21 protein-coding genes are annotated in these 25,063 nt (G+C 60.7%); 10 read left to right on the forward strand and 11 right to left on the reverse strand.

Annotated features, from left to right (window positions below):
• Nucleotides 1–30 precede the first annotated feature (30 nt).
• The 5 genes from AC515T_RS20930 to sdhC all read right to left on the reverse strand — a co-directional run bounded on the left by AC515T_RS20930 (nucleotide 31) and on the right by sdhC (nucleotide 6,353).
• Complete coding sequence (locus AC515T_RS20930; protein ID WP_122565957.1) at nucleotides 31–2,862, reverse strand: 2-oxoglutarate dehydrogenase E1 component; 2,832 nt, start codon at nucleotides 2,860–2,862, stop codon at nucleotides 31–33.
• A gap of 262 nt (nucleotides 2,863–3,124) precedes the next feature.
• Nucleotides 3,125–3,829 carry a succinate dehydrogenase iron-sulfur subunit gene (locus AC515T_RS20935; protein WP_122565958.1) on the reverse strand — a complete coding sequence of 235 codons (705 nt, stop codon included), beginning with the start codon at nucleotides 3,827–3,829 and terminating at the stop codon, nucleotides 3,125–3,127.
• 11 nt (nucleotides 3,830–3,840) lie between these two features.
• Entirely contained in the window at nucleotides 3,841–5,613 is a 1,773-nt protein-coding gene (gene sdhA, locus AC515T_RS20940; protein WP_063324841.1) for a succinate dehydrogenase flavoprotein subunit, read from the reverse strand.
• 3 nt (nucleotides 5,614–5,616) lie between these two features.
• Nucleotides 5,617–5,985: a succinate dehydrogenase, hydrophobic membrane anchor protein gene (sdhD, locus tag AC515T_RS20945; RefSeq protein ID WP_030138327.1), complete on the reverse strand. Its 369-nt coding sequence runs from the start codon at nucleotides 5,983–5,985 to the stop codon at nucleotides 5,617–5,619.
• On the reverse strand, nucleotides 5,979–6,353 hold the full coding sequence (gene sdhC, locus AC515T_RS20950) for a succinate dehydrogenase, cytochrome b556 subunit (protein ID WP_003179220.1): 375 nt from the start codon (nucleotides 6,351–6,353) through the stop codon (nucleotides 5,979–5,981). The genes sdhD and sdhC overlap by 7 nt, the downstream gene beginning before the upstream one ends.
• A gap of 365 nt (nucleotides 6,354–6,718) precedes the next feature.
• Here sdhC and gltA point away from each other — a divergent pair, with 365 nt between their 5' ends.
• Complete coding sequence (gltA, locus tag AC515T_RS20955; RefSeq protein WP_003204440.1) at nucleotides 6,719–8,008, forward strand: citrate synthase; 1,290 nt, start codon at nucleotides 6,719–6,721, stop codon at nucleotides 8,006–8,008.
• Between the two features lie 332 nt (nucleotides 8,009–8,340).
• Here gltA and AC515T_RS20960 read toward each other — a convergent pair whose 3' ends face one another.
• From AC515T_RS20960 to AC515T_RS20970, 3 genes are all read right to left on the reverse strand, one after another.
• Nucleotides 8,341–9,999: a cation acetate symporter gene (locus AC515T_RS20960; protein ID WP_496529865.1), complete on the reverse strand. Its 1,659-nt coding sequence runs from the start codon at nucleotides 9,997–9,999 to the stop codon at nucleotides 8,341–8,343.
• Nucleotides 9,996–10,307 carry a DUF485 domain-containing protein gene (locus tag AC515T_RS20965; protein WP_072393609.1) on the reverse strand — a complete coding sequence of 104 codons (312 nt, stop codon included), beginning with the start codon at nucleotides 10,305–10,307 and terminating at the stop codon, nucleotides 9,996–9,998. The genes AC515T_RS20960 and AC515T_RS20965 overlap by 4 nt, the downstream gene beginning before the upstream one ends.
• A 329-nt stretch (nucleotides 10,308–10,636) precedes the next feature.
• Nucleotides 10,637–11,491, reverse strand: coding sequence for a glycine betaine ABC transporter substrate-binding protein (locus AC515T_RS20970; protein ID WP_496529866.1), 855 nt, complete (start codon nucleotides 11,489–11,491; stop codon nucleotides 10,637–10,639).
• Nucleotides 11,492–11,916: 425 nt separating this feature from the next.
• Between AC515T_RS20970 and AC515T_RS20975 the strand changes: the two genes are divergently transcribed.
• Nucleotides 11,917–13,215, forward strand: a complete 1,299-nt coding sequence (locus AC515T_RS20975) for a serine/threonine protein kinase (RefSeq protein ID WP_496529867.1) — start codon at nucleotides 11,917–11,919, stop codon at nucleotides 13,213–13,215.
• On the forward strand, nucleotides 13,208–13,996 hold the full coding sequence (locus tag AC515T_RS20980) for an MlaA family lipoprotein (RefSeq protein ID WP_046063621.1): 789 nt from the start codon (nucleotides 13,208–13,210) through the stop codon (nucleotides 13,994–13,996). Before AC515T_RS20975 ends, AC515T_RS20980 begins: the two co-directional genes overlap by 8 nt.
• Nucleotides 13,997–14,129: 133 nt before the next feature.
• Here AC515T_RS20980 and AC515T_RS20985 read toward each other — a convergent pair whose 3' ends face one another.
• Nucleotides 14,130–15,044 (reverse strand): DUF808 domain-containing protein, encoded by a 915-nt coding sequence (locus AC515T_RS20985; RefSeq protein ID WP_496529868.1) that lies wholly within the window; start codon nucleotides 15,042–15,044, stop codon nucleotides 14,130–14,132.
• Nucleotides 15,045–15,337: 293 nt separating this feature from the next.
• On the opposite strand from AC515T_RS20985, the gene AC515T_RS20990 reads away from it, so the two are divergent.
• Complete coding sequence (locus AC515T_RS20990; protein ID WP_496529869.1) at nucleotides 15,338–15,946, forward strand: TetR/AcrR family transcriptional regulator; 609 nt, start codon at nucleotides 15,338–15,340, stop codon at nucleotides 15,944–15,946.
• Nucleotides 15,947–16,079: 133 nt separating this feature from the next.
• Here AC515T_RS20990 and AC515T_RS20995 read toward each other — a convergent pair whose 3' ends face one another.
• Nucleotides 16,080–16,538 carry an REP-associated tyrosine transposase gene (locus tag AC515T_RS20995; protein WP_496529870.1) on the reverse strand — a complete coding sequence of 153 codons (459 nt, stop codon included), beginning with the start codon at nucleotides 16,536–16,538 and terminating at the stop codon, nucleotides 16,080–16,082.
• A gap of 211 nt (nucleotides 16,539–16,749) precedes the next feature.
• Nucleotides 16,750–17,190 (reverse strand): GlcG/HbpS family heme-binding protein, encoded by a 441-nt coding sequence (locus tag AC515T_RS21000; protein WP_496529871.1) that lies wholly within the window; start codon nucleotides 17,188–17,190, stop codon nucleotides 16,750–16,752.
• A gap of 268 nt (nucleotides 17,191–17,458) precedes the next feature.
• On the opposite strand from AC515T_RS21000, the gene gcl reads away from it, so the two are divergent.
• From gcl to AC515T_RS21030, 6 genes are all read left to right on the forward strand, one after another.
• On the forward strand, nucleotides 17,459–19,234 hold the full coding sequence (gene gcl / locus AC515T_RS21005; RefSeq protein ID WP_496529872.1) for a glyoxylate carboligase: 1,776 nt from the start codon (nucleotides 17,459–17,461) through the stop codon (nucleotides 19,232–19,234).
• A gap of 136 nt (nucleotides 19,235–19,370) precedes the next feature.
• On the forward strand, nucleotides 19,371–20,153 hold the full coding sequence (gene hyi / locus AC515T_RS21010; protein ID WP_496529873.1) for a hydroxypyruvate isomerase: 783 nt from the start codon (nucleotides 19,371–19,373) through the stop codon (nucleotides 20,151–20,153).
• 158 nt (nucleotides 20,154–20,311) lie between these two features.
• Nucleotides 20,312–21,202 (forward strand): 2-hydroxy-3-oxopropionate reductase, encoded by an 891-nt coding sequence (locus AC515T_RS21015; protein WP_496529874.1) that lies wholly within the window; start codon nucleotides 20,312–20,314, stop codon nucleotides 21,200–21,202.
• Between the two features lie 148 nt (nucleotides 21,203–21,350).
• Nucleotides 21,351–22,631: a glycerate kinase type-2 family protein gene (locus AC515T_RS21020; RefSeq protein ID WP_496529875.1), complete on the forward strand. Its 1,281-nt coding sequence runs from the start codon at nucleotides 21,351–21,353 to the stop codon at nucleotides 22,629–22,631.
• Nucleotides 22,621–24,036 (forward strand): pyruvate kinase, encoded by a 1,416-nt coding sequence (pyk, locus tag AC515T_RS21025; protein ID WP_496529876.1) that lies wholly within the window; start codon nucleotides 22,621–22,623, stop codon nucleotides 24,034–24,036. The genes AC515T_RS21020 and pyk overlap by 11 nt, the downstream gene beginning before the upstream one ends.
• A 123-nt stretch (nucleotides 24,037–24,159) precedes the next feature.
• Nucleotides 24,160–25,059 carry an urea transporter gene (locus AC515T_RS21030; RefSeq protein WP_496529877.1) on the forward strand — a complete coding sequence of 300 codons (900 nt, stop codon included), beginning with the start codon at nucleotides 24,160–24,162 and terminating at the stop codon, nucleotides 25,057–25,059.
• The last annotated feature ends 4 nt before the right edge of the window (nucleotides 25,060–25,063 follow it).

Raw genomic sequence — 25,063 nt, forward strand, 5'->3', positions numbered from 1 at the left:
TAAAATTCGGTTTCAGTCAGCGCGAAGGCGTTAAACAGTGAAGGCATCTTGCAGCAGTTTTTCCTGCTGCTCGGCGTGCATCGACGCATAACCACACGCAGGTGCAGCGGAAGCATCACGGCCGGCATATTCCAAGCCCAGGGCCTTGTTATGGTTGCCGATGCTGCGACGCAGGTGATGCTGGCTGCTGTACCAGGCGCCTTGGTTCATCGGTTCTTCCTGACACCACACCACATGGGTGAGGTTGGTGTAAGGCGCGATGGCCTCCATCAGGTCCTCTTCCGGGAACGGGTAAAGCTGCTCGATACGCACGATGGCGATGTCTTCGCGGCCTTCGGCACGACGTTTTTCCAGCAGGTCGTAGTAGACCTTGCCGCTGCACAGGATCAGGCGAGTCACCTTCGCCGCGTCCAGGGTATCGATTTCCGAAATGACGGTCTGGAACGAGCCTTCGGCCAGGTCCTCGAGCGTGGAGATCGCCAGCTTGTGACGCAGCAGCGACTTCGGTGTCAGCACGATCAGCGGCTTGCGCAGCGGACGGATGACCTGACGACGCAGCAGGTGGTAGATCTGTGCCGGGGTCGTTGGTACGCAAACCTGGACGTTGTGCTCGGCGCACAGTTGCAGGTAACGCTCCAGACGTGCCGACGAGTGCTCCGGCCCCTGTCCTTCATAACCGTGTGGCAACAGCATGGTCAGACCGCAGAGACGGCCCCACTTGTGCTCGCCGCTGGTGATGAACTGGTCGACAACCACCTGGGCACCGTTGGCGAAGTCGCCGAACTGGGCTTCCCAGATCACCAGAGCATTTGGCTCGGTGGTGGAATAGCCGTATTCGAACGCCAGGACAGCTTCTTCGGACAGCAGCGAATCGTACAAGTCGAAACGTGGCTGGCCTTTGTACAGGTGTTGCAGCGGGATGTAGGTGCTGGCGTCTTTCTGGTTGTGCAGCGCCGCGTGGCGGTGCGAGAAAGTACCGCGGCCTACGTCCTGGCCGGTGATGCGAATCGGGTGACCTTCGAACGCCAGGGTCGCGTACGCCATGGTTTCGGCGTAACCCCAGTTGATCGGCAGGCCGCCGGCTTGCATCTTCTGCCGGTCTTCGTAGATCTTCGCAACCTGGCGCTGGACCACGAAGCCTTCCGGGATTTCCAGCAGCTTGGCGGACAGTTCCTGCAAGGTCTTGAGGTCGAAACGCGTGTCGTGACGAGCGGTCCAGGCGTGGCCCAGATACGGACGCCAATCCACGAACAGCTCTTTGTTCGGTTCCTTGACCAGGCTTTTTACAACGTGCAGGCCGTTATCCAGGGCATTGCGATATTCATCGACTTTTTCCTGGACGCGCTCTGCATCCAGCACGCCGCCTTGGGTCAGGCGCTCGGCATACAGTTCACGGGTGGTGCGCTGCTTGGCGATCTGCTGGTACATCAGAGGCTGGGTACCGCTAGGCTCGTCGGCCTCGTTGTGGCCGCGACGACGGTAGCAGACCAGGTCGATCACCACGTCGCGCTTGTACTGCATGCGGTAGTCGATGGCCAACTGGGTCACGAACAACACGGCTTCCGGGTCATCGCCATTCACATGGAGAATCGGCGCCTGGATCATCTTCGCGACGTCGGTTGCGTACTCGGTGGAACGCGAGTCCAACGGGTTGCTGATGGTGAAACCGACCTGGTTGTTGATGACGATGTGCACGGTGCCGCCGGTCTTGAAACCGCGGGTCTGCGACATCTGGAAGGTTTCCATGACCACGCCTTGACCGGCGAATGCCGCGTCACCGTGGATGGAGATCGGCAGCACCTTCTCGCCGGTCGGGTCGTTGCGACGATCCTGGCGGGCACGGACCGAACCCTCGACCACCGGGGAAACGATTTCCAGGTGGGACGGGTTGAAAGCCATGGCCAAGTGGACTTCGCCACCTGTGGTCATCACGTTGGAGGAGAAGCCTTGGTGGTACTTCACGTCACCAGAGCCCAGCTCGACCTTCTTCTTGCCTTCGAACTCGTCGAACAGCTCGCGCGGGTTCTTGCCGAAGGTGTTGACCAGTACGTTCAGACGGCCACGGTGGGCCATGCCGATGACCACTTCCTTGGTGCCGTAGGAACCGGAACGCTGGATCAGCTCATCCAGCATCGGAATCAGGCTTTCGCCGCCTTCCAGGCCGAAACGCTTGGTGCCCGGGTATTTGGTACCCAGGTATTTTTCCAGGCCTTCACCGGCGGTGACGCGCTCAAGCAAGTGGCTCTTGATGTCGGCGGAGTACGTCGGACGGCCACGAACGCTTTCCAGACGCTGCTGGAACCACTGGCGCTGCTCGGAATCGGTGATGTGCGTGAATTCAGCGCCGATGGTGCGGCAATATGTCTGCTGCAACGCTTCGTGAATTTCGCGTAGGCTCGCTTCCTCTTTGCCGATGAACAGGTCGCCGGCACGGAAGGTCGTATCAAGGTCGGCATTGGTCAAGCCGTAGTGAGTGATCGACAGGTCTGCAGGTGCAGGACGCTGCCACAGCCCCAGCGGGTCAAGCTGGGCTGCCTGGTGGCCACGCATCCGGTAGGCCTGGATCAGTCGCAATACTTCAACTTGCTTCTTCTCGTGCTCGGAGCTCACGCTGCCGGCAGACACCGGTTGAGCGCGGCGCTGGTTCTTTGCCAGCAGCACGAAATGATCGCGAATCGTCGAGTGCGAAACATCAGTGGCAGAGTTACCGTCAGCCGGCAACTTCTGAAAGTAGGTGCGCCATTCTTCTGGCACAGCGTTAGGGTCGTGCAGGTAGAGCTCGTAGAGCTCTTCCACATAGGCAGCGTTACCACCGGAGAGGTGGGCACTGTTCCACATGCGCTGCATCACGCTTTCTTGCATGCTTGGTCACCCTCGATTAGGGGAACACCACCGGCGAAAACACCGAGCAAACTTGCAGAAGTCCGAGTGCAGCGACTAAAACAAGCCACTTAGGATCACGCTGATAGTCCGGGTACCAGCCCGGATGCCCCTGCTTGTCTCATTTCTTCAAAATAAGAACCGCCGCTTTGTGAGCGGCTGTTCTGGTTATAGCCAAGACGCGGGTTGAAGCCCGCGCCCTGGCCTTTACGGGTACAGCGGTTCTACGGGTACAGCAGCTGAATCACACGCCGTTTTGCAGCAGCATGTTACGTACGTGACCGATGGCCTTAGTCGGGTTCAGGCCTTTCGGGCAGACGTTGACGCAGTTCATGATCCCGCGGCAGCGGAATACGCTGAACGGGTCATCCAGTGCGGCCAGACGCTCGGACGTCTTGGTGTCACGGCTGTCTGCCAGGAAGCGGTACGCTTGCAGCAGGGCGGCCGGGCCCAGGAACTTGTCCGGGTTCCACCAGAAGGATGGGCACGAGGTCGAGCAGCAAGCGCACAGGATGCACTCGTACAGACCGTCGAGCTTCTCACGCTCTTCCGGGGACTGCAGACGCTCGATGGCCGGAGCCGGCGTGTCGTTCTGCAGGAATGGCTTCACCTTCTCGTATTGCTTGTAGAAGATGCTCATATCGACGACCAGGTCACGGATAACCGGCAAACCTGGCAACGGACGAACCACCAGCTTGTTGCCCTTGACCACGGCCGACAGCGGCGTGATGCAGGCCAGGCCGTTCTTGCCGTTGATGTTCATGCCGTCGGAGCCGCAAACGCCCTCACGGCAAGAGCGACGATAGGAAAAACCTTCGTCCTGCTCTTTGATCAGGGCCAGCACGTCCAGCACCATCAGGTCTTTACCACCGGTATCGACCTTGAATTCCTGCATGAACGGCGCAGCGTCCTGATCAGGGTTGTAGCGATAAACACTGACTTGCAACATAGCGGTCACCCTTAATAAGTCCGGACTTTTGGTTCGAAAGTCGGAACAGTCTTCGGCGAGAAGTTCACGGCACGCTTGGCGACGCGTTTTTCACCCGGGAAGTACAAGGTGTGGCACAGCCAGTTTTCGTCGTCACGGTCTTCGAAGTCTTCGCGGGCGTGGGCACCACGGGACTCTTTACGCACTTCTGCGGCGATGGCGGTGGCTTCGGCCACTTCCAGCAGGTTCTGCAATTCCAGCGCTTCGATACGGGCAGTGTTGAACGCCTGCGACTTATCGTTGATCTTCACGTTGGCGATTCGTTCACGCAATTGTGCCAACTGGGCGATACCCTTCTGCATGTATTCGCCGGTACGGAACACACCGAAGTAGTTCTGCATGCAGTTTTGCAACTCGCGACGCAGGGTGGCCACGTCTTCGCCTTCGGTACGCTCGTTCAGAGCGGACAGACGCGCCAGGGCGGCTTCGATGTTGGCGTCGGTGGCATCGTCATATTCGATACCGTCGGACAGCGCTTTTTCCAGGTGCAGGCCGGCGGCGCGACCGAAGACCACCAGGTCGAGCAACGAGTTGCCGCCCAGGCGGTTGGCACCGTGGACCGATACGCACGCCACTTCACCCACTGCGAACAGGCCAGGGATGATTTCGTCCACGCCTTCGGCGTTCTGGGTGATCGCCTGGCCGTGAATGTTGGTGGCAACGCCGCCCATCATATAGTGGCAGGTTGGAACCACTGGAACCGGCGCGACGACCGGGTCGACGTGGGCGAAGGTCTTGGACAGTTCGCAGATACCTGGCAGGCGGCTGTGCAGCACTTCCTCGCCCAGGTGATCGAGCTTGAGCATCACGTGGTCGCCATTCGGGCCACAGCCGTTGCCGGCGATGATCTCTTTAACCATCGAACGAGCCACAACGTCACGACCGGCAAGGTCCTTGGCGTTCGGCGCATAACGTTCCATGAAACGCTCGCCGTGCTTGTTGATCAGGTAGCCGCCTTCACCGCGGCAACCTTCGGTGACCAGTACACCGGCGCCGGCGATGCCGGTCGGGTGGAACTGCCACATTTCGATGTCTTGTACCGGCACGCCAGCACGCAGGGCCATGCCAACGCCGTCACCGGTGTTGATCAGGGCATTGGTGGTGGATGCGTAGATACGGCCCGCACCGCCGGTCGCCAGTACGGTGGCCTTGGCGCGGATGTAGGTGGTTTCGCCGGTTTCGATGCAGATCGCGATCACACCGACGAAGGCGCCGTCCTGGTTCTTCACCAGATCAACGGCGTAGTACTCGTTCAGGAACGTGGTACCGGCTTTCAGGTTGCCCTGGTACAGGGTGTGCAGCAGTGCGTGACCGGTACGGTCGGACGCCGCGCAAGTACGCGCTGCCTGGCCGCCCTTGCCGTAGTCCTTGGACTGGCCGCCGAACGGACGCTGGTAGATACGACCTTGCTCGGTACGCGAGAACGGCATGCCCATGTGGTCCAGCTCGAACACCGCGGCCGGGCCTTCCTGACACATGTATTCGATAGCGTCCTGGTCACCGATGTAGTCGGAACCCTTGACGGTATCGTACATGTGCCAGCGCCAGTCATCGTTCGGGTCGGCCGAAGCGATGGCGCAGGTAATGCCGCCCTGGGCGGATACAGTGTGCGAACGGGTCGGGAAAACCTTGGTGATCACGGCAGTCTTGTGACCGCCCTGTGCCAGTTGCAGCGCTGCGCGCATGCCGGCACCGCCACCACCAATGATGATGGCGTCGAAAGAAATCGTTGGAATGTTAGCCATGGATCAGATACCCCAGAGAATCTGCACACCCCAGACGAAGTAAGCGAACATCGCAACGCCGCATACTGCCTGGAAAAGGAAACGTACGGCAGTCGCCGACTTGCCGAACGCCATTTGCGTCAGGTAGTCGGTCGCGATGGTCCACATGCCGACCCAGGCGTGAGCGCCCAGTGCGACGAGTGCCAGCAGACTGAAGATACGCATCCAGTTGTTTGCGAACAGTTCATGCCATTGGGCGTAGCCAATGCCAGGGTTTGCCACGACATATCCGATCAGGAAAATGAAGTAAGCCGCGAGAACGACCGCAGACACACGCTGGGCCATCCAGTCGTAGAGGCCCGAACGCGAAAGGTTCGTGACGTTGGTTACCATATCCAGACTCCTGCCAGAACGATCAGCACCGCAGACACGGCGATAATGATTTTCGAGCCCAGCTTGCCGCCTTCCAGCGTCTCACCGATGCCCATGTCCATGATCAAGTGGCGCACACCGGCAACCAAGTGATACAGCAAGGCGGACAGGATGCCCCAAATCACTAGCTTGGCTAGCGGACTGGTCAGACACGCTTTCACCTGACCGAAGCCTTCTTCCGAATCGAGCGACTTGTCCAATGCATAAAGCATGATGGCCAGGCTGACGAAGAGGATGACACCGGAAATACGGTGAAGAATGGACGTGTAAGCAGTGACTGGGAGTTTGATGGTCCTTAGGTCTAGGTTTACAGGTCGTTGGCTTTTCACGGCTTTTTTTTCACACTGAAGAGCCCCTAACAATCAGGGCAAAGTTGTTGGGGCGCGCACTGGTCAGGTACTCACCACCCAGGGAGTGACGACCCCCAAGAAAGCAGGCCCAAAAGCCCCTGGCGGTCGGTGGCCGAGTATAGACAGTTAGGCTACTAATGACAACGCGTTCACCTTCCCCTAATAGCGCATTGCACATATGGCGCAAAAGGCGTAAACGGCAGGCAATTTCGCGGAAAAAGTCCGGTTAAAGCCTTCTGGAGCAAGACTTTAGGCAAATTGACTTTCGGATTTATCTCACTATAGTGGTGCGGGCCCTGCGTGGGGGGTCTGTCTGATGATTTCAAGCATTAATAGGAGGCCACATGGCTGACAAAAAAGCGCAGTTGATCATCGAGGGCGCAGCCCCCGTCGAGCTGCCCATTTTAACCGGCACCGTTGGTCCCGATGTAATCGACGTACGGGGCCTGACGGCCACGGGCCGTTTCACCTTTGACCCAGGTTTCATGTCGACCGCCTCGTGCGAGTCGAAAATCACCTACATCGACGGCGACAACGGCATCCTGCTGCACCGCGGCTACCCGATCGAGCAACTGGCTGAAAAATCGGACTACCTGGAAACCTGCTACCTGCTGCTCAACGGCGAGCTGCCAACCGCAGAGCAAAAGGCCCAGTTCGTCAGCACCGTGAAGAACCACACCATGGTTCACGAGCAGTTGAAGACCTTCTTCAACGGCTTCCGTCGCGATGCCCACCCGATGGCCGTCATGTGCGGCGTTGTCGGCGCCCTCTCGGCCTTCTACCACGACTCCCTGGACATCAATAACCCCCAGCATCGCGAAATCTCCGCGATCCGCCTGGTGGCGAAGATGCCGACCCTGGCAGCCATGGTCTACAAGTACTCCATGGGCCAGCCCATGATGTACCCACGCAACGACCTGACCTATGCAGAGAACTTCCTGCATATGATGTTCAACACCCCGTGCGAGATCAAACCGATCAGCCCGGTACTCGCCAAGGCCATGGACCGGATCTTCATCCTCCATGCCGACCACGAGCAGAACGCCTCCACGTCCACCGTGCGTCTGGCAGGTTCCTCGGGCGCCAACCCGTTCGCCTGTATCGCCGCCGGTATCGCCGCACTCTGGGGCCCTGCCCACGGCGGTGCCAACGAAGCGGTACTGACCATGCTCGATGAAATCGGCGATGTCTCGAACATCGACAAGTTCATCGCCAAGGCCAAGGACAAGAACGATCCGTTCAAGCTGATGGGCTTCGGTCACCGGGTCTACAAGAACCGCGACCCACGCGCCACCGTGATGAAGCAGACTTGCGACGAAGTGCTCAAGGAACTGGGGATCAAGAACGATCCGCAACTCGAACTGGCCATGCGCCTGGAAGAGATCGCCCTGACCGACCCGTACTTCATCGAGCGCTCGCTGTACCCGAACGTCGACTTCTACTCGGGGATCATCCTCAAGGCGATCGGCATTCCAACCAGCATGTTCACCGTGATCTTCGCCCTGGCGCGGACCGTGGGCTGGATCTCCCACTGGAAGGAAATGCTCTCCAGCCCGTACAAGATCGGCCGCCCGCGCCAGTTGTACACCGGCTACGAGTCGCGTGACATCACCCAGCTGGAAGACCGCAAGTAAGACCTGCCTTGCGCCAGGTCCCAAGCTGCACTGAAACAGCCCCTGCTTCTTATATAAGAGCAGGGGCTGTTTTGTTTGGGTCTCTTTTCATCTGATCCAGAAGCTGCATTGGCAGACCCGGCGCCATCGCGAGCAAGCTCGCTCCCACAGTTGACCCATTGCGAACACAGAACCTGTACCCACTGGAGATCCCCTGTGGGAGCGAACTTGCTCGCGATGGCGGCAGACCTGCCCCCCCCTTAAACTCGGCACAAAAAAAATACCCCAGCCTCTCGACCGGGGTATTTCTTCAAACGCACCGCTTTGACTTGAAGCGTTCAGCTTGCCGCTGCTTAGTGATTGACCGCCCCACTCGCCCCCAGGCCAGTCTGCGAACGCACGAATTGCGGGAAGAACAGCGCCCGCTCGTTTGCGCCTTCAACCGACTTGTCGGTGATGGAGAAGAACCAGATCCCGACAAACGCAATGATCATCGAGAACAGCGCCGGGTATTCATACGGGAAGATCGCCTTCTCGTGACCCATGATCTGCACCCAGATGGTCGGGCCGAGGATCATCAGGCCCACGGCACTGACCAGGCCCAGCCAGCCGCCAATCATGGCGCCACGGGTGGTCAGCTTCTTCCAGTACATCGAGAGCAGCAGTACCGGGAAGTTGCAGCTCGCCGCGATGGAGAACGCCAGGCCCACCATGAACGCGATGTTCTGCTTCTCGAACAGGATGCCCAGGCCGATCGCCAGCACCGCCAGGGCGATGGTGGTGATTTTCGAGACGCGAATCTCGTCCTTCTCGTTGGCCTTGCCTTTCTTGATCACACTGGCATACAGGTCATGGGACACCGCCGAGGCACCGGCCAGGGTCAGGCCCGCTACCACCGCCAGGATGGTCGCGAACGCCACCGCCGAGATGAAGCCCAGGAAGATGCTGCCGCCAACTGCGTTGGACAGATGCACCGCCGCCATGTTGTTGCCACCCAGCAAGGCACCTGCCGCGTCCTTGAAGGCCGGGTTGGTGCTGACCAGCAGGATCGCGCCGAAGCCGATGATGAAGGTCAGGATGTAGAAGTAACCGATGAAACCAGTGGCATACAGCACGCTCTTGCGCGCTTCCTTGGCGTCGCTCACGGTGAAGAAGCGCATCAGGATGTGTGGCAGGCCAGCGGTACCGAACATCAGCGCCAGGCCCAGGGAGAAGGCCGAGATCGGATCCTTCACCAAACCGCCAGGGCTCATGATCGCCTCGCCTTTAGGGTGAACCTTCACCGCTTCGGCAAACAGCATGTTGAAGTCGAAGTTGACGTGCTTCATGACCATCAGGGCCATGAACGAAGCACCCGACAGCAACAGCACCGCCTTGATGATCTGTACCCAGGTGGTGGCCAGCATGCCGCCGAACAACACGTAGAGGCACATCAGGATACCCACCAGGATCACCGCAACGTGGTAGTCCAGGCCGAACAGCAGTTGGATCAGCTTGCCGGCACCGACCATTTGCGCGATCAGGTAGAACGCCACCACCACCAGCGAGCCGCAGGCGGACAGACTGCGGATCTGGGTTTGCCCGAGGCGATAGGACGCCACGTCGGCAAAGGTGTACTTACCCAGGTTCCGCAGGCGCTCGGCGATCAGGAACAGGATGATCGGCCAGCCCACCAGGAAGCCGATGGAGTAGATCAAACCATCGTAGCCGGAGGTGAACACCAGTGCGGAAATCCCCAGGAAGGACGCCGCCGACATGTAGTCGCCCGCGATTGCCAGGCCGTTCTGGAAGCCGGTGATCTTGCCGCCAGCCGCATAGTAGTCGGCGGCCGAGTTGTTTTTCTTGGACGCCCAGTAGGTGATGTACAAAGTCGCGCCGACAAACGCCACGAACATCAGGATAGCCGCGACGTTGAGGGGTTGTTTCTGCACGGCACCCGTCACGGCATCAGCCGCCCAGACGCTCGGTGCGAACACTGCGATGCTCAAAAGAGCCAGTAGACGCCGGATCATTGCTGAGCCTCCTTGAGAATCGCATTGTTCAGGTCGTCGAACTCGCCGTTGGCACGTCGCACGTAGATGCCAGTCAGGACGAAGGCCGAGAGAATCAGGCCGACGCCGATGGGAATCCCCCAGGTGATGGTGGACTCAGGCGTGATTTTGGCCCCGAGAATGTGTGGCCCGTAGGCGATCAGAAGAATGAAGCCGGAATACAGCCCAAGCATGATCGCCGAGAGAATCCAGGCGAACCTTTCCCTTTTTCTCACCAGCTCCTTGAAGCGCGGGCTGTTTTGAATAGAGAGGTAAATGCTGTCGTTCATTGTTTTTATCCTCGCAGCACAGATTTAATTGGAACAACCCTACTCTATGCGGCTCAAGGCCAGGTTCCAGACGACCTTAGTATTAGAACGACATGACGGTCTTGCCAGTTTTCCGCACATTTACCATTGGATCCCCTGTGAGACCCCTCCTGTGGGAGCGAGCCTGCTCGCGATTGCGGTAGCAGATTCAATATAGATGCAAGCAAAACCACCGCTATCGCGAGCAGGCTCGCTCCCACAGGGGATTTGCATGCACCTGGGAATTGCAGGCACAAAAAAACCGCATGACACACGCTCATGCGGTTTTCGGAACACTCAGACCAGACCGATTACTTGCCGGTCCACTCCTTCACACGGTCCGGGTGCTTGGCGACCCAGTCCTTGGCAGCGGCATCCGGCTTGGCGCCTTCCTGGATCGCCAGCATGACTTCGCCGATTTCGTCTTTCGACGCCCACTGGAATTTCTTCAGGAACTCGGCCACTTCCGGGGCCTTGGTGCCCAGCTCCTTGCTGCCGATGCTGTTCACGGTTTCAGCCGCGCCGTAAACGCCTTTCGGGTCTTCCAGGAAGCGCAGCTTCCACTTGGCGAACATCCAGTGCGGCACCCAACCGGTGACGGCGATGGATTCGTTTTTCTTCTCGGCACGGGTCAGCTCGGCGATCATGCCGGCACCGGAACTGGCCTTGAGTTGATAACCGGTCAGGTCGTAATCCTTGATCGCCTGTTCGGTCTTGATCATCACGCCCGAACCGGCGTCGATGCCGACGATGCGCTTCTTGAAGGAGTCGTCGGTCTTGAGATCCTCGAGCGACTTGGCCTTGACGTACTCCGGCACGATCAGGCCGATTTTTGCATCCTTGAAGTTGGAGCCGTAATCGACCACGTTGTCTTTGTTCTTGGTCCAATAGTCGCCGTGAGTCACCGGCAGCCAGGCCGAAAGCATCGCGTCGAGTTTGCCGGTGGCCACGCCTTGCCACATGATCCCGGTCGCGACCGCTTGCAGCTTCACGTCATAACCGAGTTTCTGCTTGATCACTTCGGCGGCCACGTGGGTGGTCGCGACGCTGTCGGACCAGCCGTCAACGTAACCGATGCTCAGGGTTTTGGTTTCGGCGCTGGCCAAGGTGGAACTGATGGCCAGTACCAGTGCGGCACCTGCGCCCAAGAGTCGTCGCATCTTCATCGTTACTTCCCCGAAAGTGCTGCGCCCGACGGATGCCGGGCGGCGTCAACGTATAGTTATGATGCTCAGCGCCCCCATCACGCTCGCCCTCAAACCGGTCTGAACGCCAGTGGAGTACTGACAGCATCGATCATCAACCTGTGCCGTTCCGGAACCTGCTCTGCCTGCGACGTCGAAGCAACGAGAAACGACATCAGAACGCCAGCTAATGATTCCGGGCAATTGACGCCTCTCTCACACGTGAGATTTGCAGGCAAAATCCGGTAAATGCCAGATAACTAGCCGCCACTGCGCATGACCGTGTATCGTCCCGCTACTATCGCGCCCCGTCCGTGCCTGTTTTGTGCCCGTCATGGCACTTGGCTCCGCTTCGGTGGTCATAGGCTGCGAACTCCATTCGGCACCTTCCTTTAAGGGATCCAGTCATGCTCCGTTCCTTGCGCTTCGCTGCCCTCCTCGGCGGCCTTATCCTGAGTGCGTCCGCGCTGGCGGCAGATATAGACGCCGCCAGCTATGGCTACCCCTTGACCAACCCGTTCGAGGCGACCATCGCCACCACGCCGCCGGACCTGCGTCCGGAGCTGCCGCTGATCGAAGACATCAATCAGGCGGACCACAGCCTGACCCTGCGCCCGGAACGCGAGTTCATCCTGCCGGACAACTTCTGGCCAGTGAAAAGCCTCACCTACCGCATGGCCACCCAGGACAAGCCCGCGCCGCTGATCTTCCTGATCGCCGGCACCGGTGCGCGCTACGACAGCACCCTCAACGAATACCTCAAGCGCCTTTACTACAAGGCCGGTTACCACGTGGTGCAGCTGTCCTCGCCCACCAGCTTCGACTTCATGAGTGCCGCTTCGCGCTTCGCCACCCCGGGCATCACCAAGGAAGACGCCGAAGACATGTACCGGGTGATGCAGGCCGTACGCGCGCAAAACCCGAAAGTGCCCGTCACCGAGTACTACCTGACCGGCTACAGCCTCGGCGCCCTGGATGCAGCCTTCGTCGCCCACCTGGACGAAACCCGGCGCAGCTTCAATTTCAAGAAAGTGCTGCTGCTGAACCCACCGGTAAACCTCTACACCTCGATCACCAACCTGGACAAACTGGTCCAGACCGAGGTCAAGGGCATCAACAGCACCACGACGTTCTATGAACTGGTGCTGAACAAGCTGACCCGCTACTTCCAGCAAAAAGGCTACATCGACCTCAACGATGCCCTGCTCTATGACTTTCAACAGTCCAAGCAGCACCTGAGCAACGAACAGATGGCCATGCTGATCGGCACCTCGTTCCGTTTCTCGGCGGCCGACATCGCGTTCACCTCGGACCTGATCAACCGTCGCGGCCTGATCATCCCACCCAAGTTTCCGATTACCGAAAGCACCAGCCTGACGCCGTTCCTCAAGCGTGCGCTGCAATGCGATTTCGACTGTTACCTCACCGAGCAGGTGATCCCGATGTGGCGCGCGCGCACCGACGGCGGCAGCCTGCTGCAACTGGTCGATCAGGTCAGCCTGTACGCGCTGAAGGATTACCTGCACGACAGCACGAAGATTGCCGTCATGCACAATGCCGATGACGTCATTCTCGGCCCGGGCGACCTGGGCTTCCTGCGCAAGACCTTTGGCGATCGCCTGACGGTTTATCCGCTGGGCGGCCACTGCGGCAACCTTAACTACCGCGTCAACAGCGACGCCATGCTGGAGTTTTTCCGTGGCTAAATATCTGCTGCTTATCGCTGCGTTAATGAGTGCGGGCATGGTCCACGCCGACAACAGCAAAGCCAATGCGCCTGTGGTGGTGGATTCGGACGGTTTCAAGGAACCGCTGACCAAACTCAAGTTCAACCCTGGCCTGGACCAGCGCGAGTTCGAGCGTTCGACCCTCAATGCGTTGAACGTCTATGACCCGCTGGAATCCTGGAACCGCCGGGTCTATCACTTCAACTACCGCTTCGACCAATGGGTCTTCCTGCCCGTCGTCGATGGCTATCGCTACATTACCCCCGGCTTCGTGCGCACCGGCGTCAGCAACTTCTTCAACAACCTGGGGGACGTGCCGAACCTGATGAACAGCCTGCTGCAATTCAAGGGCAAGCGTTCGATGGAAACCACGGCGCGACTGCTGCTCAACACCACGGTGGGCATCGCCGGCCTGTGGGACCCGGCCACCGCCATGGGCCTGCCCCGCCAGAGCGAAGACTTCGGCCAGACCCTGGGCTTCTACGGCGTGCCGGGCGGCGCGTATTTCGTGCTGCCGATCTTCGGTCCTTCGAACCTGCGCGACACCTCCGGCCTGCTGGTGGACTACACGGCCGAATCGGCGATCAACTTCCTGAACGTCTCCGAAGTCAGCTCCAACCACCCGGAGTTGCTGCTCCTGCGTGGCGTGGACAAGCGCTACCAGACCAGTTTCCGCTACGGGCAACTGAACACACCGTTCGAGTATGAGAAGGTGCGCTACGTGTACACCGAGTCGCGCAAACTGCAGATTGCCGAATAACTTTCGGCCACCCCAAAACCCACTGTGGGAGCGAGCTTGCTCGCGATAGCGGTCTACCAGAAAGCATTAATGCTGACTGTCAGGCCTTCATCGCGAGCAAGCTCGCTCCCACAGTTGTTTTGGGTTGTCAGGTTTAGCCTTTCAGCGCTTTCCAGATTTTGCCCACCACCAGCACACCCGCCAACACCACAGCCCCCGCCACAATCCCCGCCACCGCATTGAGCAACGTCGGCACGATAAACCCGGCACCACCGGCGCTGGCCGTCACGCCTTCGATCCAATGGTGCACCGCCGGCACGCCATGGGTGAGGATGCCACCGCCCACCAGGAACATCGCTGCGGTGCCGATCACCGACAGGCCTTTCATCATGTAGGGTGCCGCGCTCAGGATGGCGCCGCCGATGCTTTTGGCGGCCTGTCCTGGCTTCTGGGTCAACCACAAGCCCAGGTCATCGAGCTTGACGATGCCCGCCACCAGGCCATAGACACCGACGGTCATGATGATGGCGATGCCCGACAGCACGATCACCTGCTGGGTCAGCGCCGCATCGGCGACGGTGCCGAGGGTGATGGCGATGATTTCCGCCGAGAGAATGAAGTCGGTGCGTACCGCGCCCTTGATCTTGTCCTTCTCAAAGGCCACCAGATCGACCGCCGGGTCCGCCACCGCCTCGACCAGTTGCGCATGCTCGGCCTGGTCCTCGGCCTTGCTGTGAAGGAACTTGTGGGCGAGTTTTTCGAACCCTTCGAAACACAGGTAGGCGCCGCCCACCATCAACAACGGCGTCACCAGCCAAGGGACGAAGGCGCTGATCGCCAGCGCCGACGGCACCAGGATCAATTTGTTGATGAACGACCCCTTGGCCACCGCCCACACCACCGGCAGCTCCCGCTCGGCACGCACACCTGACACTTGCTGGGCATTGAGCGCCAGGTCATCGCCTAGCACGCCAGCGGTTTTCTTGGCGGCCATCTTGGTCATCAGCGCGACATCGTCGAGCACGGTGGCGATATCGTCGATCAGTACCAGCAAACTGCTTCCAGCCATGGAGGAGGCTCCTTGAATAATAATGCCGCGCAGCATACCGCGAGCCGCGGTGCCTGGTGGCCTGTACGGTTAATTCGAGTACTCGAATTCGAGTGCTAGTGATTGCCAGGCAAGGCGCCATGACGAGTCGTAGCCCGCTACGGCGAGGAATGGTAACGCAGCTTGGCAAGCACTGGCGCCGAAGTTGAGTGCACGAATTGGCCACACAGGCCACTAGGGGGCATTCTTGAGCGTCGCGCGAAGCCGGTGCTACCATGCGCCACCGCCAGAACAGGCAAGGAACCCCTGGGTTTATGAGCACAATCCGCGAGCGCAACAAAGAACTGATCCTGCGTGCCGCCAGCGAAGAATTTGCCGACAAGGGCTTCGCCGCGACCAAGACCAGCGACATCGCGGCCAAGGCAGGCCTGCCCAAACCCAACGTCTATTACTACTTCAAATCCAAGGAAAACCTCTACCGCGAGGTGCTGGCGAGCATCATCGAACCGATTCTCCAGGCTTCGACACCGTTCAATGCCGACGGCGTACCCGGTGAGGTGCTGAGTCACTACATCCGCTCCAAGATCCGCATCTCCCGCGACCTGCCCTTCGCCTCGAAAGTCTTCGCCAGCGAAATCATGCACGGCGCGCCCCACCTGAGCCCCGACCTGGTGGAACAACTCAACGCCCAGGCCCGGCACAACATCGACTGCATCCAGACCTGGATCGACCGCGGCCAGATCGCCCCCATCGACCCCAACCACCTGATGTTCAGCATCTGGGCCGCCACCCAGACCTATGCCGATTTCGACTGGCAGATCAGCGCCGTGACCGGTAAGGCGAAGCTGGATGAGGCGGATTACGAAGCGGCGGCGCAGACGATTATTCGGTTGGTGTTGAAGGGGTGTGAGGTGGATCGCTAGGCTCAGGACCGAGTTGCCGCCATCGCGAGCAGGCTCGCTCCCACAAGGGATTTAGGTTGCTCGCAGAGTCTACATTCACAGCAGAACCCTGTGGGAGCGAGCCTGCTCGCGATAGCGGCAACTCGATTTCAAGTCAAAGCCAAATGGCATCCCACAGCGGATAATCGCCAAGCCGCTTCACCAGGCCTGCGCGCAGCGGGTTAGCGACGACATAGCGCGCCATTATGATCAACTCGTCCTCCCGCCGCAGTGCTCGGTCATGAAATCCTTGTTGCCAAAGACTGACTTTATTACCCAGGCGCAGATTTACAGCTTTGGTACTCAATGATTTGGTCCTTTGCATCAACTCACTCAAAGATCCCCTGCGCAATTCAATCAACCAATGGAAATGATCAGGCATGACCACCCAAGCCAGTGACTTCGCCCATCCCTCATCCTGGGCACATCGAAACTGTTCAACGACCAACCTGCCTAAAGCGAAATCCTGAAAAATCGGCTTTCGCTCAGCCGTGTTAGAGGTCAATAAATAGATTCGATTCAACTCACCGTAGCGGTCAGTACGCAAGCGATGTGAAGCGGGTAAATCAGGCATTCCTTCGCCTCTCCAATGATCAGGTCATCAAAGGCTAGATCAATGGATTTTGAATGCCGGGCAGACTCTTGGCTGGATGTGTCTGGGAGGTCATCATCGCGAGCAAGCTCGCTCCCACACAGGGTTTGCGGTGTTCAGACATTATGTGTCCAACATCAAACCCTGTGGGAGCGAGCTTGCTCGCGATGACGCCAGTCCATTCACCACAAAATCAAGCAAGCACCCCCACATCCGCCCTCAACTGCAGCGCCTCCACCGCCCTGACCGCCACCTGCTCATCCACATCCGAAACATCCCCACTGACACCAATCGCCCCCAGCACCCTCCCCTCCTGATCCCTGATCAACACCCCACCCGGGGCCGGTACGACGTTGCCTTGGCCCAACCCATTCAAAGCGGCAAAGAACGCCGGGCGTTGCTGGGCGTCCTGGGCCAGCAGGTGCGAGCCTTTGCCCAGGGCGATGGCGCCCCAGGCCTTGCCGATGGCGATCTGCGGGCGAAGCAGGCTGGCGCCGTCTTCGCGCTGCAAGGCAACCAGGTGTCCGCCACTGTCCAGGACCGCGACGGTCAAGGGCGCAGCGCTGATTTCACGACCGGCGGCAAGGGCTTGCCCGGCCAGGTTAACGGCGACTTTCAAGGTTAGAACGCTCATGGGTGCTGTCCTTCTTTTGTTATGGGAGAGCCTTGGGGGCTTCACTTTCAGCAAAACCTAACCCAACAAATAGAACACAACACTTTATGTTTTTGTATACAATAATTTTCACAAACCACCTTTAGCGACGAAAGGCCGCAGCAAAACCTAGCCTTCCGACGAATGAAACAGGTGCTTGAGGAAATGGATTGACCTGCGTCGTTCGCCGTGAATACACTCTTCGCAAAGCCACTTGTATACAATTACAAAACGTAAGAGGCACAAAATCATGAGCAAAATGAGAGCAATCGAAGCCGCCGTTCTGGTGATGCGCCGTGAAGGCGTGAACACGGCCTTCGGCATCCCGGGTGCCGCGATAAACCCGCTGTACTCCGCTCTGCAGAAGGTGGGTGGCATCGATCATGTCCTCGCTCGCCACGTTGAAGGCGCCTCGCACATGGCCGAGGGCTACACCCGGACCAAGGCCGGCAACATCGGCGTGTGCATCGGCACCTCGGGCCCGGCCGGCACCGACATGGTGACCGGACTCTACAGCGCTTCGGCCGATTCGATCCCGATTCTGTGCATCACCGGGCAAGCCCCCCGCGCCCGCATGCACAAGGAAGACTTCCAGGCTGTGGATATCACCAGCATCGTCAAACCCGTGACCAAGTGGGCCACCACCGTGCTGGAACCGGGCCAGGTGCCGTATGCCTTCCAAAAGGCGTTCTTCGAGATGCGCTCCGGCCGCCCGGGCCCGGTGCTGATCGACCTGCCGTTCGACGTGCAGATGGCCGAGATCGAATTCGACATCGACGCCTACCAACCGCTGCCCCTGGCCAAACCCGCGGCCAACCGCGTGCAGATCGAGAAAGCCTTGGCGATGCTCAATCAGGCCGAGCGTCCATTGCTGGTGGCCGGCGGCGGCATCATCAACGCCGATGCCAGCGACCTGCTGGTGGAGTTCGCCGAGCTGACCGGCATCCCGGTCATCCCCACCTTGATGGGCTGGGGCACCATTCCCGACGATCATCCGCAGATGGTCGGCATGGTCGGCCTGCAAACGTCCCACCGCTATGGCAACGCCACCTTGCTCAAATCGGACGTGGTGCTGGGCATCGGCAACCGCTGGGCCAACCGTCACACCGGGTCGGTGGACGTCTACACCGAAGGCCGCACGTTCATTCACGTGGACATCGAGCCGACCCAGATCGGCCGCGTCTTCACCCCCGACCTGGGCATCGTTTCCGACGCTGCTTCGGCCCTGACGGTGTTCATCGAAGTGGCCCGCGAGTGGCAAGCCGCCGGCAAGCTGAAAAACCGCAGCGCCTGGCTGCAAGACTGCCAACAGCGCAAGGCCAGTCTGCAGCGCAAGACCCACTTCGACAACGTGCCGGTCAAGCCACAGCGGGTGTACGAAGAAATGAACCAGGTGTTCGGCAAGGACACCTGCTACGTCAGCACCATCGGCCTGTCGCAGATCGCCGGGGCGCAGTTCCTCCACGTCTACAAGCCACGCCACTGGATCAACTGCGGCCAGGCCGGTCCCTTGGGCTGGACCATTCCGGCGGCGCTGGGGGTGGTCAAGGCCGATCCGAGCCGCAAGGTCGTGGCACTGTCGGGCGACTATGATTTCCAGTTCATGATCGAAGAGCTGGCGGTGGGTGCACAGTTCAAGCTGCCGTACATCCATGTCGTGGTGAACAACTCCTACCTGGGTCTGATTCGCCAAGCCCAGCGTGGGTTCGACATGGACTACTGTGTGCAACTGTCCTTCGACAACCTCAACGCCCCGGAGCTCAACGGTTATGGCGTGGACCACATCGCCGTGGCCGAAGGCCTGGGGTGCAAGGCGCTGCGGGTGTTCGAACCGGCCGGTATCCAGCCGGCCCTGCGCCAGGCCCAGGCGATGATCGAGGAGTTCAAGGTGCCGGTGATCGTCGAAATCATCCTGGAGCGGGTGACCAACATCTCCATGGGCACCGAGATCAACGCCGTCAATGAGTTTGAAGACCTGGCGCTTGTGGGCAACGATGCACCGACCGCCATTTCGTTGCTCGACTGACCGACCGGCATCCCTGTGGGAGCGAGCTTGCTCGCGATGACGGCGCTACATTCAACCCGGATGCAAGCAGACACACCGCTATCGCGAGCAGGCTCGCTCCCACAGGGGGCCTGCCAACTATCCACAGGAGACCACCATGCCGCGTTTCGCCGCCAACCTGTCCATGCTGTTCACCGAGCAGGATTTCCTCGCCCGTTTCGAAGCCGCCGCCAAGGCCGGTTTCAGTGGTGTCGAGTACCTGTTCCCCTATGACTACAGCTCCGCCGAGCTCAAGGCCTTGCTCGATGCCAACGGCCTGACCCAAGTGCTGTTCAACCTGCCGGCCGGCGACTGGGCCAAGGGCGAGCGCGGCATCGCCTGCCTGCCGGACCGGGTCGAGGAATTCCGCGCCGGTGTCGACCTGGCCATCGCCTACGCCCAGGTGCTGGGCAATACCCAGGTCAACTGCCTGTCGGGGATTCGCCCGCAGAACTGCGATGAAGCCCTGGTGGAAAAAACCTTCGTCGCCAACCTGAAATACGCCGCCGAAAAACTGCAGGCCAAAGGCATCAAGCTGGTGATGGAAGCGATCAACACCCGCGACATTCCCGGCTTCTACCTGAACAACACCGCCCAGGCCCTGTCGATCCGCGAGCAGGTGGGCAGCGCCAACCTGTTCCTGCAATACGACATCTACCACATGCAGATCATGGAAGGTGACCTGGCCCGGACCCTGTCGGCGCACCTGGGCGAGATCAATCACGTGCAACTGGCGGACAACCCGGGCCGCAACGAGCCGGGTACGGGGGAAATCAACTACCGCTTCCTGTTCGAACACCTGGAACGCATCGGCTACCAGGGTTGGATTGGCTGCGAATACAAACCACTGACCACCACCGAAGCCGGCCTGGGCTGGCTGAAAACCCATAACGCGATCTGACCCAACTCTTTCCCCCGTGGGAGCGAGCTTGCTCGCGATGACGTCAGTAAAGCCAACATCACCGGCACTGACCCACCGCTATCGCGAGCAAGCTCGCTCCCACAGGAAAGCAGTCCCTCATTTGCCTGAAGCAGCGATAACAACAAGAGGATTTCCACATGGCTAAAATCGGATTCATCGGCACCGGCATCATGGGCCACCCCATGGCACTGAACCTGCAAAAGGCCGGTCACAACCTGTTCCTGTCCCAGCACCACGACCCGGCCCCGGCCGACCTGCTGGCCGGCGGCGCGGTGGCGTTGGCCAACCCGAAGGAAGTGGCCCAGGAAGCCGAGTTCATCATTGTCATGGTCCCGGACACGCCCCAGGTCGACGACGTACTGTTCCGCGCCGACGGCGTGGCGGCGGGCGTGGGCGCGGGCAAAGTGGTGATCGACATGAGCTCGATCTCCCCCACCGCCACCAAGGCGTTCGCAGCGAAGATCAATGAAAAAGGCGCGCAATACCTCGACGCCCCGGTCTCCGGCGGTGAAGTCGGTGCCAAGGCCGCGACCCTGAGCATCATGGTCGGTGGCGACAACGCCGCCTTCGAACGTGCCCTGCCGCTGTTCCAGGCCATGGGCAAGAACATCACCCTGGTGGGCGGCAACGGCGACGGCCAGACCGCCAAAGTGGCGAACCAGATCATCGTCGCGCTGAATATCCAGGCGGTGGCCGAAGCACTGTTGTTCGCCTCGAAAAACGGTGCCGACCCGGCCAAGGTCCGTGAAGCCCTGATGGGCGGTTTCGCTTCGTCGAAGATCCTCGAAGTGCACGGCGAACGCATGATCAAGGGCACCTTCGACCCAGGCTTCCGCATCAGCCTGCACCAGAAGGACCTGAACCTGGCCCTGCAAGGCGCCAAGGAATTGAACATCAACCTGCCCAACACCGCCAACGCCCAACAAGTGTTCAGCACCTGCGCGGCCATCGGCGGCAGCAACTGGGATCACTCGGCGCTGATCAAGGGGTTGGAGCATATGGCCAATTTCTCCATCCGCGACAACTGACACACCTAAAAACCCTGTGGGAGCGAGCCTGCTCGCGATAGCCGACTTTCAGTCGACATTGATGTTGGATGTCAGATCCTCATCGCGAGCAGGCTCGCTCCCACAGGTCATGCGTCACTCAGCCAATAATAAAAACCGGGAGCCCGCCATGTCGGTCGATCCGCAACAACTGCTGCGCGAGCTGTTTGCCACAGCCATCGACGCGGCCCATCCGCAGCACGTCCTTGAACCCTACCTGCCCAGCGACCGCAGCGGCCGGGTGATCGTCATCGGTGCCGGCAAGGCCGCGGCGGCCATGGCGCAGGTGGTCGAGCGCTGCTGGCAGGGCGAAGTGTCCGGCCTGGTGGTGACCCGCTACGGCCATGGCGCGCCCTGTCAGAAAATCGAAGTGGTGGAAGCCGCCCATCCGGTGCCTGACGCCGCGGGCCTGGCTGTAGCCCAGCGGGTGCTGGCGTTGGTGAGCAACCTCAGCGAAGAGGACCGGGTGATCTTTCTGCTGTCCGGCGGCGGTTCCGCCCTGCTCGCCTTGCCGGCCGAAGGCATCACCCTGGCCGACAAGCAATCGATCAACAAAGCCCTGCTCAAGTCCGGCGCGACCATCGGCGAGATGAACTGCGTGCGCAAGCACCTCTCGGCGATCAAGGGCGGACGGCTGGGCAAGGCCTGCTGGCCGGCGACGGTGTACACCTACGCGATTTCCGATGTGCCCGGGGATCTTGCCACGGTCATCGCTTCCGGCCCCACCGTGGCCGACCCCAGCACGTCGGCCGAAGCCCTGGCGATTCTCCAGCGCTACCACATCGAGGTGCCGGCGTCGGTGCGCAGTTGGCTGCAAAGCCCGGCATCGGAAACCGTCAAGCCCGGCGACCCGAGCCTGGCCCGCAGTCATTTCCAACTGATCGCCCGTCCCCAGCAATCCCTGGAAGCCGCAGCGGTGAAGGCCCGTCAAGCCGGTTTCAGCCCGTTGATCCTCGGCGACCTGGAAGGCGAATCCCGGGAGGTGGCCAAAGTCCACGCCGGCATCGCCCGGCAAATCGCCCTGCACGGCCAGCCACTGGCGGCACCGTGCGTGATTCTCTCCGGTGGTGAAACCACCGTCACCGTGCGCGGCGATGGCCGTGGCGGGCGCAATGCCGAATTCCTGCTGAGCCTGACCGACAGCCTCAAGGGCCATCCCGGCATCTACGCGCTGGCCGGCGACACGGACGGCATCGACGGTTCCGAAGACAACGCCGGTGCAATCATGACCCCGGACAGCTATCGCCGCGCCGCCGAACGGGGCCTGTGCGCCAGCGATGAGTTGGATAACAACAATGGCTACGGCTACTTCGCCGCCCTGGACGCGCTGATCGTCACCGAACCGACCCGCACCAACGTCAACGACTTTCGCGCCATCCTGATCCTCGAGACCCCCAACCATGACGCCTGATAAAAAGGTCAAGATCCTCGCGACCCTCGGCCCCGCCACACGTGGCATCGATGACATCCGCGCGCTGGTACAGGCCGGCGTGAACATCTTCCGCCTGAACTTCAGCCACGGCGAGCATGCCGACCACGCCCAGCGCTACCAGTGGATTCGTGACGTCGAGCAGCAGCTCAATTACCCGCTGGGCATCCTGATGGACCTGCAAGGCCCGAAGCTGCGGGTCGGTCGGTTCGCCGACGGCAAGGTCCTGCTGCAACGGGGCCAGGCCCTGCGCCTGGACCTGGACCCGACACCGGGCGATCAATGCCGAGTCAACCTGCCCCACCCGGAAATCATCGCCGCCCTGGAGCCCGGCATGGACCTGTTGCTGGACGACGGCAAGTTGCGCCTGCGTGTGACCGCCAGGCACCGCGATGCCATCGACACCGAAGTGCTCAACGGCGGCGAGTTGTCGGACCGCAAAGGCGTGAACGTGCCCCAGGCCGTGCTCGACCTGAGCCCGTTGACCGCCAAGGACCGGCACGACTTGAGTTTCGGCCTGGAACTGGGCGTGGACTGGGTGGCGTTGTCGTTCGTCCAACGCCCCGAGGACATCCGCGAGGCTCGTGCGCTGATCGGCAACAAGGCGTTCCTGATGGCGAAGATCGAGAAGCCGTCGGCGGTGAGCCAACTGCGGGAAATCGCCGAATTGAGCGACGCCGTCATGGTCGCCCGTGGCGACCTGGGCGTCGAAGTGCCGGCCGAAAGCGTGCCGCAGATTCAGAAAAATATCATTGGCACTTGCCGCGCCCTGGGCAAACCGGTGGTGGTGGCGACCCAGATGCTCGAGTCGATGCGCTTTTCCCCGGCGCCCACCCGTGCCGAAGTCACCGACGTCGCCAACGCCGTGGCCGAGGGAGCCGATGCGGTGATGCTCTCGGCGGAAACCGCTTCCGGCGATTACCCCCTGGAAGCCGTACAGATGATGAGCAAAATCATCCGCCAGGTGGAAAACGGCCCCGACTACCAGGCGCAACTGGACGTCAGCCGGCCGAAAGCCGAGGCCACGGTGTCGGATGCCATCAGCTGCGCGATCCGGCGCATCAGCAGCATCCTGCCGGTGGCGGTGCTGGTGAACTACAGCGAATCGGGCAGCTCCAGCCTGCGGGCAGCGCGGGAACGGCCGACAGTGCCGATCCTCAACCTCACGCCGAACCTGCAGGCCGCCCGCCGCCTGACGGTGGCCTGGGGCGTGCACTCGGTGGTCAATGACCGGTTGAAGCAAGTGGATGAAGTCTGTTCCACCGCCCTGGAAATCGCCCAGGCCCAAGGCATGGCTCAGCGTGGCGATACCTTGCTGATCACCGCAGGCGTGCCGTTCGGCCAGCCGGGGTCGACCAATTCGCTGCGCATTGAGACGTTGATCTAGCGTTTGTACTGACCTCATCGCGAGCAAGCTCGCTCCCACAGGGGTTTGTGATCGCCGCAAATCCAGTGTGGGAGCGAGCTTGCTCGCGATAAGGGCAACTCCGTCCCATCAGACATACCCATCATGCCCAACACCCACTGCCCCGAGTGGGCCACCGCCCTGCTCAACGGCTCCAGCCAAATCTTCCTCCAGCGCCATCCGCTGTGCGGTCTGCTGTGCCTGTTGGCGATTCTGCTCACGGCGCCCGCCCTGTTCGGCGGCGCGTTGCTCGGCGGGGTGGCCGGGTTGCTGACGGCCCAGCGACGCGGTTACGCCAAGGCCGACCGGCAAGCCGGGCTGTTCAGCTACAACGGCATCCTGCTGGGCTTGCTGCTGAGCCTCGCGTTGCCCTGGTCCGTGCTGTTGCCACCGTTGATCATCGCCGCAGGCGGCCTCAGCGCGATGCTGACCCAGCAATGGCTCAAGCGCACCCGAACCCCTCGCTGCCTGCCCGCCTACACCGCGCCCTTTGTCGGGTTGGCTTGGTTGTTGATAAGTTTCACTCTGCCGCCGCCCTCCGCCACCTCGATTGAATTGACGATACCCAACCTGCTGGCCGCGCTTCTGAGCGGACTGGGCCAGGTCATGTTTCTCGGCCACCCGGCGGCCGGAGCGCTGATCGCCACCGGCCTGCTGTTGGCCAACCGTCGCGCCGCCGCGTGGGCATTGTTCGGTTCCGCCGCCGGCCTGGCCTTCGCCTTGTCGCAGCATGAACACACAACCGCCCTTTCCGGGCTGGGCGGCTACAACCCGGTGTTGGTGGCGCTGGCCCTCAGCCAACAGCGCCGTCCTTGGCTGCCGCTGACCGGCATCTGCCTGGCTGGCGTGCTCACGCCAGGTTTTACCGCCCTCGGCCTGCCGCCCCTGACGGCACCGTTCATCCTCGCCTGCTGGCTGATCCAGGCCACCGGCCGGGCGTGGCACCAAGCCAGCCTCGACAGCGCGCCTTGCGCTCTACGGGGCAATCACCCTAGGCTTCGCTGATTCC

It is taken from the genome of Pseudomonas sp. FSO-7, assembly GCF_059579345.1.